Origin of the sequence: Capnocytophaga sp. oral taxon 324 str. F0483 (assembly GCF_000318315.2) — a bacterium.
GTDB classification, from domain to species: domain Bacteria; phylum Bacteroidota; class Bacteroidia; order Flavobacteriales; family Flavobacteriaceae; genus Capnocytophaga; species Capnocytophaga ochracea.
This window is the reverse complement of sequence record NZ_KB291527.1, coordinates 103656-117541: the sequence shown is the minus strand read 5'-3', so window position 1 is coordinate 117541 and position 13886 is coordinate 103656. Positions and strand designations below refer to the sequence as shown.

Below are 13886 nucleotides of genomic sequence, written 5' to 3'. Positions count from 1 at the left end.
GCTCTACAGTGGCTCTACAGTGGCTCTACAGTGGTTTTATAGTGGTTTTATAGTGGCTCTACAATAACGATTAATTAAATTATAATCGAACATTAATTGAGTTTATAGTGTTTTAAGTTAATGTGAGATTGGTGTAAGAGAAAAGTGTAGCTTACGCTACAGAAATTTTACAAATCTTAAAATAATCAAACAAATAGGTAGCAAGCCTGGAAGTCTCGCGCAAATTTCACGGATTACTCAGCTAAAGCTGAGGAATTTCACGGAACAGTAATGAATAAATTGTAACTGACGTTAATTATGATGCATAAGATAGGGGATAAAACTGATAATACCAAAATAAGCCAATAATACCAGAAGTGAAAAAATGAAAGAATGAGGAAATTAGCAAATGGGGATTGTATAAGATAAAAATAAAAGGCAAAAGGCAAAAGGTAATAAATAAAGTGAAGGAAAATACAATGACCATTACAGTTGGGATAGCAATAAAATTTTTAAGAAATGAAAAAGGGCTACCCTTAGCGGATAGCCCTTTTGAAATAAATATTAATTAATGTATAACCTATGAAGCAAACAAATCTTAACGATATAGTGTAAAGTTACCGTTGAAGGTACGAGTATCGTGTTCGTTGCTAAGTTCTACGAGGTACCAATAGTCGCCTGTTGGCATATCTCTACCGTCGTACTTACCGTCCCATTCTTCGCCTGCTCTAAGGGTTTTGAGGCGACGACCGTAGCGGTCGTAAATAGTAGTACGGATGAACGGATACTTATCTACCCTGCGTGGTGCCCACGTATCGTAATTGCCATCGCCGTCAGGAGTAAAGAAGTTCGGTATGAATACATCGAAGTATTCTTCATAGAACGTTTTGGAGAACGTACAGCCTGCTGCATCGTGTACTACTACATCTACTATTTTGAGTTTCTTACCGCTTACTGGATCGGTGTACTCACGGTCGTTCATTCTCAATTCGTAGACGTTATTGGTATCGTAATCTTCGCCATTGAACTCATAACGATAAGGTTTCACACCGTTTACACCTTCTACTTGTAGTGTATTGATAACGGTAGTAGGTGATTTCACGATATTGTTCAACTGGCGATACTCTATCACAGTTACTGATTTGGTAGCCATTTGAGTACATTGCTTAACAGCTCCGGTAACTGAATGGACATCGGTATAGATAATCTCTAAGGTTTGTGTTGCTATACTCATATTAAACCTGTTCTGGTCGATATAGCCGACATTCACACCGTTGTTACGCGAGAAGGTTTGTGGTGTAGTAGCTCCATTGAGTTTGTAGGTTATCTTATTGAAATCTACTTCGTCTTTGAAGCGTACTTCTATCCAGGTTGTGAACTCGTTATTATCACAACTGAAGCCTTGCTCGGTAGTTGGGTCGAGGTCAGGAGCTGAGTAAACGCTAAACTTATAAGTAGGCGACATCACACAGCTGTTGGTTGTACTGCTTACGCTATCGGTTACCACAATCTCGTAATTGCCTTCGGTTAAGTTAGAAGCGCGGATTACGGTTGCTGACGAGGTAGCATAATCGGTATGTGCAGGAACGTTAGAGCCTTCTTTCATTATAGCGATGTCGTAGTTAGGACGACCGCCATCAACGGTGAACTCTATCCAAGCATCGTTACCTTTGTGGCATACAAGCAAGTTAGAATCGGTTACATTCACTACGATAGGCTTAGGTTCTTTTACTATTAGTTGTTCCTTTTTGAACAAACAGCCCCAAGTATCCATTATTTCGACTGTATAAGTATCAGGAGGCAAGTTCCTAAATGTAGTATCTGATTGCGTCCTAAAGTTATAGTGAGAATCTATAATTGTATAATGATAACGTCCTGATCCTCCTCTTATGCTCAATGGATCAATAGTAATCTCTCCATCAGTATCTCCCTGACAAGTAACGTGACGAGTTACGGAAACAGTAGCGGTAATTGGGTCAGGTGCTTTTAAGCCTACCTGAGTAGTACCTGAAGCTACTGAACAGCCCCACGCATCGGTAACAGTAATAGTGTAAGTTACTACACCACCAGGAGTACCGACCAATCCTGAGAATAATACACTATCGCCATTGAGAGCTATGGTTTTCTGACCTGTAATAGCACCGCCTTGTATATTGACCGTATAAGGAGCCCAACCACCTGACACGGTTACGAGTATCTCACCACGATTATTATCACAAGTTACACTAAATGTTTCTCTTGCAAAAACAGTTATAGGAGCTTCGGCTTGTACTATTTCGAAGGTAGTTTCGGCTTTACAGCCTGAAATAGCCGAGATAGCTTCTACCCTGTACTTGCTTGCTGGCAAGCCTGCGTGTACTATGGTAGCACCTGTAGAGTTACCTGTAATAGGAGTACCTACTGGCAATGGATAAATTGTATAGCTAAATCCGTTAGCCACTTGGTCGCCGTCAGAGAGACGGGTATCGGTAAGTTCTAAGGTAATAGAACCTGTACCACCGTAGCAAGTTACCCTTTGTGGGTTCTTAGCTTCTAACAATAAGGTGTTAGGATCGAGCACGGTATAGTTGGTACTTACCTCACAACCCGTAATCATATTCTTAGCTCTTATCACATAAGCGTAAGGTTCAGTAAGGGTGAATGTATAAGTGAGTGAGTTAAGCGTTACTGGAGGTATTACGGTAATAGTACCCCAACCTACTTTGCTCACTGAGTACTCGATAGGTTCGCCACTGTATACGGTGGTAGTGCTGAGGGTTACAGAGATGTTTTCATCTACATTACAAGTTTTCGCTTGTAACTGAGTAGCGGTAAGACTGCTCATCATAAGTGTAGGTGAAATAGTCACTGCGGTAGTAGTTGCACTACAACCATTGGTATCGTACACCTGTGCATAATAACTATTAGCGGTAGTTAAATAGCTTGGTAAGGTGTAGCTATAAGAGGTTACTCCCGGAGTTACTTGCTGTTGATAGAGCAAGGTGCCTGAGGCAAGCTCTCGGTATTCAATACGTGTATAAGACTCAGTACCACCTGTTACATTATTCAAATCGAAATGCAATTGTGGATTAGTAACTTCACCTGTATCAGCATCGCAAGTGTACTCTTTTTTGCTAAGGGCATTGGTAGTTGAGATTACATCAGGAGAGGTAACCGTTACTTCAATGGTTGATGAACAAACTTGTGCACTTACAGCTGTAATACGGTAGGTAGCACCACCTAAGATGGCTGCACCTGATGGTACGTTATTAAAGGTTACATAATTACCATTTAGAACCTGAGTAACACCTGGTACTGCTACCCCTGCATTATCGGTGATTGTGAAGGTATATGGAATACCATCAACAGGGTTTGCTTTTATACGTACGGTAGCAGTTTCGGCATAACAAGTAGGTGTAGTAACCGAAAGGACTTCGAGTCTAGGTATTTCAGGAGGTCTTACTACGAAGTCTAACGACTTAGCACATTCGGCAGGAGTACCCCAAGTAGCTGCATCATAGATATTGATGAGGTAACTACCTATACCACCATTGGTTATTACACTGTGTGCATTACCTGTAACATTAGCCCCTGTAACCACTGGTACAGCACGTTCGTTGGCAGTACCTTTGTTAATCACACGGTAGAGACTAAACTTATAAGTACCTGAACCACCTGTGATATTAGTTACATTGATAGTTACTGTATTAGTAGCACCACAAGGTAACAATGGTAAGTGACTTGCATCAAACTTAATCATCTCGTGTACTCTAAATGTAGTACTAGTTTCGCAACCATTAGCATCTTTAAATGAGATGGTGTACGGATTTGGATTTGGTGCCAAGCGTATTGGTAAAACAGTTTCAGTAGCTACTGTTATGTTTTGCCAATTCACAATACCGTCTATCTTGTATTGATGTTGACCAATACCTATGCTGTTAAATTTCACTCTAATAGGATAATCGGTATTATCGCTACAAGCGTCATCGACAGTAATTGAGGCAACAGAAGGTTGAGAATCGACGGTTACGGTAACTGTGTTTTCTCTCAAACAGCCAGAAGTATCTCTGACAAATACTTTCCAAACACCTGCTTCTACGTCTTTTGATTCGTTATCAGTAGAAGTAATGAGGGCATTATCTAAGGCAGTACCGGTAGGTGCTGCTGATATAGTTGTATTGTGATAGTAATACTGATAAGGGGCTGTACCACCTGTGGCATCTACTACTATCTTACCGAGACCTTGTGGTTGCGGTGCTTGACAGTTTGCCTTACGGGTAACCGTAGCAGTCATTGTCAATAAAGATGCTGACTTACCTATGGTAAAGTTGGTAGTACCTTGTGTACAGTTAGTACCACCCTCAGTAAAGAGGACAAAATATCTACCTGCTGGAACATTTGGTATTACTATATCTTGACCCACTGCTGGAGTTGCTGTTAATGGTGGCGTAACAGGACCACTCGCTACAGCAGTTCCTAATGAAGGATAAGTAGGTGTATAACGGAATACTTGATAGGTAACATTTGGATTTGTCCAGTTCTTCAAGCGAACGAACACCTTACCATCATTGGCATCGGCACAAGTAGTAGAAGCAACACCTGTGATAGTAGCTTCTAAGTGCGATTGCGTAGGTACAGGTATATTAGCTTCCTTGATAAAGGTACACTTGCTACTTGCATCGTACACGATAAAGGTATAGGTTACCCCTGGTGTAACACCTGTAAAGGTGTAAGTAGAGGCGTTTTTAACACTACCATCGGACAAGAGAGTAGGTACCACAGCACCACCGTGGAACCAAGTATCGGTACCACCAAGAGGGTTATTAGTTGTTTCTTGTACACTGGTAGTGGCTCCATAAGGAGGAGTAATACCTTCACGATATACGGCGATGTATTGGTTAGCACCAATAGTTCCTCCTGACTTATCGTATACTGAGATAGCTATTTCACCGGAGTTGGCAGCACAACCTATGGTGGCTGTACCTCGTGCGTCTAAGCCATTAGCGTCGGATTTTACGACAAAGTCATAAGTATACTTACAAGACTTAGCATCTTCTACCACTATTTGGTAGTTACCAATGTCTAAGTTCATAAAGGTTTCTCTTGAACCAGTAGCTACATTAGTACGAGTAGCATTCACCACGCCGTTCTTATTTAAAGTAACAGTGAATGGTGCAGTACCTCCTTTATTCACCCAAGCGCTTGCCTGAGCTTTCTGAGTACCCGTAGTAGAGCACTCAAGGTCAGTATGGGTAACGGAGACTACCATTGCAGGTACTTCGGTAACAGTAAGACCTAATGGGTCGGATTTACAGTTTGAAGCATCTACAATTGTAAGAGTATAGATTCCTTTTGCTAATCCTGTAATATCTCCTACTGGACGTGTAACGGTGGTAAGACCATTATTAAACTCTATAGTATAAGGAGCTACTCCTCCTGAAATGTTAGCATTATTGAAGAGTATCTTACCTGAATTAACGCCTGCGCAGTTAATACCTTCAACAGTAGGCGTAACTACAAAAGCAGGAGCATCTTTCTTGATTTCTTGTTTAGGTGAAATCACTTCGCAGTAGTCACCATTGGTCATTTGGTAACGTATCTTAAAGTAGTAATCACCTGGTATCTTAGTTTTGAAAGTATAAGTATTACCAGACTGGCTAATAGCAATACCTGTAGGGGCTGCTACTGTAAAGTTGGCAGTAGGTGAATTGCTCCACAAGAACTGACGAGCACCTCCAGCTTTACCACCAGAGTAAGTAATATCATACTCAGCTTCGCTATTAGGTACACAAGTTAAAGCTGCTTTAGAGATCACTTGCATACGCAATGGGTTATCTATAGTATAAGAAGTGCTTGTACGACAGTCGGCACCATCTTTTACTTCAAAGTTATAAACACCAGCCGATAGGTTTTCGTAAATGATAAAGTTTGTAGCGCTGGACTCAAAAGTTGCGCCTCCGTCTTTACTAAACTGATAGCTACCATTGCCATTTATTACCTTCACTTGCAAACGACCTGTAGCACCACCTTTAAAGCAAGGTTCTAAGTCTACTACTTCTATTTGCAATGGCTTAGGCGCTGGAACATTAAGAGTAGCCGTCATTGTACAACCATTGTTATCCTCTACTTCAATTACATAAGTACCTACCTGTAAGTTAAAGTCAGCTTCGTTATTTACAGCCGGTTTCGATTGTGATGGTGTAGCACCTGTTATAGGAGTAAAGCGGAATGTTTTATAAGGTCTTGCACCTCCTTCGGCAGTAAAGCGTACTGTAGCAAAGTTATTGAAGCAAGACAACGGAGCTGTAACCGTTGCTGTAACTGTTAAAGGTACAGGTTTATTAATAGTATAGTTAAAGGCTGTTTGGCAACTGTGTTCATTAGCTTTACGCACCAATAACGTACCATTATTTACTGCTGGGATTCCTGTAAGGGTAGCGACCCCTTGAGTAGGATTAATCTGTGTAAGGGTAACACTCGTCCAAGTAGTAGTACCCGCTATTTGATATTCTATTACAAATGTAGAAGGTGGATTATCAACTGTTAAGAAGATAGAACCATCATTCTTGCCACATTTTTCATCGTAGGTAGTACCACGTGCTTTAAAGCCTTTGTTCTTGTCAATCTTCACTGAAAGACCTTCAGCACGTACTTGGCATATCTTAGTAGGTTGTGTAATCACAATATCATCCACTGCTAAATCACTACCCACAGTAGAAGCAGCTGCTATATTTCTAATCTCAAATATATAAGCATTAGCAGTTATATCAGTAGTTGCAAAGGTTACTTTCTTATTAAGCCAAGCTCCTGTACGAGGAAGTTCACCTAATGACCTTTCAACGTATTGTGCTGGGTTACCAGGATTGTACAAGCGTACTACCAAGTTAGGGTTAGTACCACCTATATAAGTAACAGGTAATAAGTTGAACAAGTTCACTGATACACTCATTTCTTGACCGGCTACTACGTCTCTAATCGTGCGCTTGTAAACAATACCATTGTCATTATCAGGGCTACTTCCGTTGATTGCTAAATAGCGACCATCGGTTACTCCCGAAGCGTCTGACGGTGGTGTAGATACCCAGTAAGTTCCTGTAGTAGGCACTTGGCGTGTAATCATATACTGGTTATCACCCAAAGTAGTACCGTTGGCATTACAAGTAATAAATACTGACTCAGAGTCGCAAGTATTCTTACCTTTACCAAAGTCTTCTTTAAACAACACATTAGGAGTTGTGCCCGTAGCTGTCTTCGGTGTATACCGCGCATAAACACTATAAATACCTGGGTCTAATGTAAAGACATTAGAAGTACGTGTTTCGCTGAGGGTACCATCGTCTTTTACAATGTCGTATTCGTAGTTACCTGCTGGGTTAGTAGTTACCGTAAAGGTACCTTTACCCTCACAGTCATAAGTAACAGTAGAAGCACTTACGGTAGCAGGTACTATTGGTTTTATGGTAATAGGTATTTCAAGAGTACATTTATTACTATCGCGTACATATACCACACTTGCTGTAGAGCCTACACGCAAAATAGGCACGGTAGTAAACGATACATTATTAGTACTAAACTCATAACCTGTACCAGTACCTCCTGACACATTGTTAATATGTACTATATACTCTTTGGTAGGACTTGAAGTATCACAAGAGATATCCTCAGCCACTCCTGCATAAGCACGCAAAGTGCTTTCTATATCTTTAATTACAATATTGCGGTTCCTATAAGTACATATATTAGTAGTAGATAACTGTATTTGTATTTCTACTTCATACTTACCAGCTTCCAAGTTATTAAAGAAACCTGTAGAGTTGGTACCTATAGTTTGTACTCGTGCTCCTGTGTCGTCTAACTTGTAAAGGGTAGACTTCACGTTTTGCTGTGTGTTATAAGTAATAGACACCTGTCCTGAGTTATTAGCAAAGCCACACAAGATATCGCGAGTTTTGATTGTATAGCCTAAGAGTCCTTCTGGATAAATATCCACAGGAGCAGTAAGAGCATAAGCTGAGTTAGCATCTTTGGCTATGAACACATATCTACCAGGTTGGTCTATATGTATATCACGCTCTACAAAGCTACTACCCGCAGGTATAGTAGCTATGAAAGCTGAAGCAGGTACATCGGAGTAGTCAGTATAGCCGTTTTGTACTACGCCGTCAATACTCCAAATAGCAAACTGATAAGGATTCTTACCTCCATCGGCTTCAAAGCGAGTAGTAAGTGAGTTACAGTTCTTCCAAGCCTTAGGAGTTACTTTGGCTGTAAGAGTAGTTTGTTTTTCTATTTTTTGTATAAAGGTTGCCTTACAAGTGCTTGGCAAAGCAGTTGAAGTAACCTCAACAGTATAAGTATCAGGGGCTATGGTTATAGGCACTCGATATTCTGAATTAGTAGTAATCACAAAAGCTTGTCCGTTTTGGTTCACTACATTGCCTGCTGAGTTTTTCAACACATATTTATAAGCAAGACCTGCCGTAGCCATACGTATAGTAATGAAACCTTGCTGATAGCTGGTTACATTGGCAAAGTCTATTATTTCACCTGAAAGTGAATTGGTAAATACATCAAAATAGAAGTATTTCTCACAGTTGTTATCCTTGTCTGACACACGCAAGCGGAAATGACCTTGTGCGTTGGCAACAAAAGTATTGTTGTTATGTACATCTTCCCAAGCGCTATCATCTAAGTTCGGACAGTTCAAGCTTGATGGCGAAGAGCCTGCTCTTAGCTTTTGCCACATTATATTGCTATCGCGGAAGTTCACCACTATATTACGTGAAGGCTGATTACACAAGATAAAGTGACTTACCCATAAGTTGTTACCCGCACACACATCGCCTCCGTTAGCTTGAGGTCTGATAGGGTCTGGTAGGTTATTGCTGGATATGAATTTTATTTCTTCACTGGTAGTGTAGGTTACATTACCACATTTCATCAATTTATCTACTCTATAAGTAGCAGGGTCGCTTACCTCTATATAATTATGGTTTAACGGATTTGGTATCTGTGTACCGTTCTTATACCAATTATAAGCAGTAAAACCATCAATAGCGGTGAGGCGTGTATTTATGCCAGAACAAGCAATCTCTGTACGTGAACACTCTTGCGTAGATATTGCAATAGTTTTAGAGCCTGTGCTAGTTTGTTCAGGAATAGTACAAGCTGCCGTTCCTCCTGAGTAAGTTAAAGAGTAAGTAGCTTGCAACACATTCATACAAGGCTTACCGATTACTGAACACTCTCCTTTTAGAGTAAGAGGAATGAGTATGGTACGCACATTACCCCCTGCTGTAAGTGTTTGCTTAGGCAGTGTAAAAGTAATCACATTACCCGATTTAGTAAAGGTAGGCTTGAAGATAGTAAGGGAAGCCCCCGTAACATCAGGAGTACCTATGGTAATGTTAGGGTGATTAGGCAAAGTAACCTCCAAGGTCGACGATACTACCCCTGCGGTTCCTTTATTTCTATAAGTAATGCGATAGTTGAAGTTCTCAGTAAGTGATAAATCGCGGTTGATAGGAGCCCCTGTACCATCTACAAAATCATTGGTAACCTCCATATCTACAGCGCGCGATTTTACTACCACGTTAAAGGTACAAGTAGCTGCATTACCTGAGGTATCCTTAAACACATAGGTTACCGAGGTCGTTCCTATCGGGAAACGCTCTCCACTTTGGTGAGTCTGACTCCAAGAACCTATACGGCAGTTATCGGTTGCCGTTACCACTCCCCAATGTGCTATTCCGTAACACTGGTTAGCTACTGCAGTTACTTCAATATTTTGCGATGGGCAACCTGTAATCACAGGAGGTATGGCGTCAGGAGCAAAGTTTACAGTGATAGTATGACTGCCCGAGTTAGTAGCACACAACCCGAGATTTTTTAAGCTATAACGCACCACATACTGAGTATTGCGTGTTACCGTATCACTAATAGTTTGTTCACTACCCAAGAAAGTTTCAGTAGCATCAGTTTCTATACGGAACCACTCTATATTGAAGAGTTGCGCCGAACCACCAAAGGTAAGGTCTACCACATCACCATTACAAGGGTTCGTGCTTCTTGCTACATAGGTAACTCCTGGTGAAGTATAGTTATTTGCCGTTACCAAAGCCGAATCAGGGTAATCACCACAAGCGTGAGAAGTGGTCACAGCATAAGTACCGTCTGGTACGTTCTTAAATACGTACCCCGTAGCAGTAGAAGTAGCTCCAAATACTGGCGATTTAGTTTCTACTCCTGTAACGGTATTCTTAATACTGAATTGTAATGGATAACGGATATACTCAGGATTGGTAACGTTCACCGCTATAAGTCCTGTCCCCGATGCCGCACTACACGAAGTACCCACCACATCGCGTTTGAGCTCTCCAGTAGGACTCACGGTTAAGTACACACGACTGACGTGAAAAGCTCCTGTACCATCATTCACTGGGTCAGAAGGTTTATGAGTATCAGGAGAAGGGATTGCACTATACAAATTAATACAATCAGCTGGGTTAGTAAAGTACTGTTCTCTTTGTGAAGGTTTCCCTACATCCCACAATTGTTTTATACGTGCGTAATAGAAATAAGTAGACTGTAACAGATACTCTCCTGCTGATAAGTTATTAAAGGTGTGTGAATGGTCATTGCTTCTTCCTACTACTTGGTCATAGCCTGTGGCAGTCTTTTTTAATAAAGTATATTGTGCATAACGTAGTGTCCCCACAGGAGTTGTTCCTATTTCATACGAAACCTTTGCCGCTCCCACACATCCTTGCTCTACTTTCACCTCATCTTTGTTATACTGCATCGGAGTATTTAAGTTGAGTTCTTTGGTAGCTTCATTGCCACAACGGTCTTTAATAGTAATATTATATCTACCTGGTGGAAGGTCTCCAAACTCAAAACGATACGTTTCATTGGCGGTATCAGGGTTTCTCACCTCTTTTACCATAGGGAAAGTATACGTTACTTTGTGTAGTGGTTCAAAAGGCAAAGCGGTTTGGAAGTCAAAAGTACGAGTAGTACCACTGTGTCCATCGTCTAAATAATCAACAGTCACAGTGATAGGATAATTAAATTGATTTCCTGCTACCCATTTACGTATAGATACAGTACCTTTAAATATCCCTCTATTAATTTCTATCCCGTCAAAACGCTCATCTATCTTATTAGGCAGAGGAGTCATATTTACAATACGCTCTGGCTCATAGCACTGAGTAATTCCCGCTCCCTTAGTTTTAAACTTCACCTTATAGTAGCCATTAGCTTGCGAAGTTAAATCGGCATACAAACTACCGTTATTGTTTATCCAAGTATAGTCAGTCCCTGGTATAAGAAGTTGCCATTTAGTAGAGTCGCTTATTTCTGACTGTGTATAGGTAGCATTCCAACTGGGGTCGCCTGTACCTATATACTTGTATATTTCAAAGTAAAATCCTTTGGCTCCTGCTGCTGATGGATTTTTCACCCAGTCTGCTGGAGTAAAGTTCTGCCAGTTATAGAACCCAAAGTATATCTTATCAGAAGCAACATCTGGGTTAGGCAATTCTATTTTTTTCCAATTAGCCTCTACGTACAGATATTTAGCTGGAGAACCGTTAGGACAAGGATTAGTAGGGTCAGCGTTTAGGTCTGAACGGTTCACTGCTGCTATCGCTGTCGAACCTGCTCTATCCATATATATAAATGGATCTCTTGAGTTCGTAGGGTTTAATTTGTTCTTTACAACATTTACTAAGTCCTTATCAAGTTTGAACTTCTTAACTATAGGTGTTTTCCCTAACTTAATAATCAGTTCGATAATATCTCCTTCTTGAAAATGTACTCCAGCTATATCATTGGTAATAAAAGAATAAGCACTGGATTTTTGTGGGCGAGCTCCTGTACGATAAGAAGAGGTAATATCATAAGTATTTTTATAATTCCCTGCTGAGTCATAGTGTTTTATAACAGCGGTGCCAGGTTTCCCTTTAATTTCATTCTCTAAACTTTGTTGTATACCTACATTATCTTTTCGTTTTATACGAAATGAAAAATTAAACTTACAATCAGCTCCTACGCGTATGCCTGAATTCTCATTGTCGAGTTCAAACTCCATACAGTCAATATTCAATGAAGAAGCCGCTACTGAAAAAGTAGTTTTATTGGTTTCCCCACAATTCGGAGTTCCATTCATTGTATCTTCTACGGTAAGCTCATAACCACCTCCCGTAGTAATCGGTTTAGCATCAGTTCCTTGAATAGTGATTTCCAAGTCTTGCCCCGCAACAGCATTATGAGTAACATTATACAGCTCAGTACCCCCTTTGGTAAGGCGCACTTTAAAAGGCCCCTTGGCTCCTTTCTGTATACTGAAAACCACGCTACCGTCATTACCTTTCCCTGTACAAGACGGCGGTACCGATTTAAAACTTTTAAAAGTTGGTGGTACGTACGAAGAAGTAACCGTTACCACTTTAGGTAAAGTAGATTTCTGGTTATTAGCTACATTCACCATTGTAACAGTGTACGTACCCGCTTTAAGCGTAGTAAACTCGTGTTCATTTTTACCCGTCACTCCTATTTCCATAGGCCACGTACGACCGCTCGGGTCACCAGGTACATCCAGTTTTACCTGCAACTTGGTACCTACAGGCCCCATAGTAGTAGGAAGTGTTACCTTAATCTTTCCATCTGAGGCACATTGCCCTGGTGTTGTGGAAACATTAAAGTTGTTTAAGTTCAGCGGTGTTTGAGCCGAAAGCCCGAAGACCGTCATTACTATAAAAACAATTGTTAGAAAAAACTTTCTCATAATGCTATATATGCTATTTTGAAACAATAGTATCACTATACTTTAATGCACAAAAGTATATATTTTTCTCGAAACAGCAAAACTCTTTTATTGCGAATGTTAAAACAAAAGTTACTCGTCTACCCCTTCCCTACCCCGCTCTTTCAACGGAAAAACCTTACACAACTATAACATTATTAATTACATACAACTGTGAAAAAGAAAAACAATCCACCCTTTTAGTCCGCTATTTTTTAGCTATATTTTAACTTTTTGTATACAAAAATTTAACATTTCCAAGACGCTATTTTGGTAAAAAACACCCTCTTTTTTCACCTCCTTTACACAGATAATTGGAAGTTTTTACACAAAAACTTTTATCACCTTATTTATATTATGTATTCTATATCAAATTCATCTTCGTTTAATGTCTATCCAATCTATATAGTTCAATGCTTATCCAATGAGTCCTATACTTTGCTAAAATTTCTATTCACTCGTCGTGCTACGACCTTTGGCAAAGTTGAAAATCACTCACCTATATTCTTCGAGAGTTACCCGTAGTAGCCGAGTAAGTAAATAAAGAGAAAAGTCTTTCTGAGTCTCTCCAACTAATTTCCAAATTTTCTAATCCTCTTTTTCTAGCACATTCCCTCCAAACTCCTACAACAAATTTTCTAATCTCCAATTTTTCTAATTTGCTAATTCCCCTTTCCGTCGCCACATTCCCCCTTTGAAGGTAGCCAGCGACAGCTGGGTATGTGTAAAGGGGGATGTTATTCTCTATTGCCTATGGCCTAAAGCCTATCACCTCTTCCTCTTTCTTTCGCCTCGAAACCCCGTTTTTACCATTTTTATTATTGTTGTATTATATTATTAATCAATTATTTATACACCCTTTCTATACCAATCGTCCAAGATTCGTATAAGCCTTCCTATAAGCTCTCTATAAGCTAACCCCACCCTCCTCATAGCCTTTTTTCATCAAAATCCCTCCCTCCTCTCTTCCGAATATCTCCGTTTCCTTACAAATCCTCCTAACACTCCCCAACACATCGCTTTTTCATCTCAAACTTTGGCAAAGTTAATTATCAGTATTATTGGCATTATTAGCATTTACCCCATTCTCTCATTTCCTCATTTCCTCATTTCCTCATTTCCT

At 40.2% G+C, this 13886-nt stretch carries 1 protein-coding gene; it reads right to left on the bottom strand.

Going from position 1 to position 13886, the window contains the following annotated elements; genetic code table 11:
- Window positions 1-577: 577 nt before the first annotated feature.
- On the bottom strand, window positions 578-12745 hold the full coding sequence (locus tag HMPREF9072_RS08075; RefSeq protein ID WP_009411238.1) for a T9SS type B sorting domain-containing protein: 12168 nt from the start codon (window positions 12743-12745) through the stop codon (window positions 578-580).
- Window positions 12746-13886: the final 1141 nt, after the last annotated feature.